The sequence below is a fragment of the Pseudoflavonifractor sp. MCC625 genome, from assembly GCF_018784545.1.
Classification (GTDB): Bacteria; Bacillota; Clostridia; order Oscillospirales; family Oscillospiraceae; genus Pseudoflavonifractor_A; species Pseudoflavonifractor_A gallinarum.
The window spans coordinates 1-353 of sequence record NZ_WQOJ01000001.1 but is presented as its reverse complement, the minus strand read 5'-3'; the positions used below and the strand labels follow the sequence as shown (position 1 = coordinate 353).

The window sequence follows — 353 nt, the reverse complement described above, 5'->3', positions numbered from 1 at the left end:
ACGTTCTGCTTGCATACGTTGGCCAGCAGCAGGTCGATCTGGTAGTTGCCCGCCTTGGTCTGGAAGCCCTGGCTGGAGCACGCAATGCCGCAGCAGTACAGGGTCTCGTTCAGGTGGGTCATCTCGATCAGCTTGTCCTTCACGGCGGAAGCCTTCTCCACGCCGTTGTACTCGGCCGCCAGCGCCGTGGCGCCGATCACCACGTCGCCCACGCCAACCTTACAGCCGCCGTAGCTCTGACGGTGATACCCGGCGAACCGCTCCACCATCATGCCGGCAAACTCGTACTCGCCGTTCAGGAAGATATACTCGTTGGGGATGAACACATGGTCCAGAACCACCAGGGCCTCCTG

At 61.5% G+C, this 353-nt stretch carries 1 protein-coding gene; it reads right to left on the bottom strand.

Annotated features, from left to right (window positions below):
• Nucleotides 1-353 (bottom strand): 4-hydroxyphenylacetate 3-hydroxylase C-terminal domain-containing protein (locus GPK94_RS00005; RefSeq protein WP_276571498.1); only part of this gene is annotated, 353 nt, incomplete at both ends.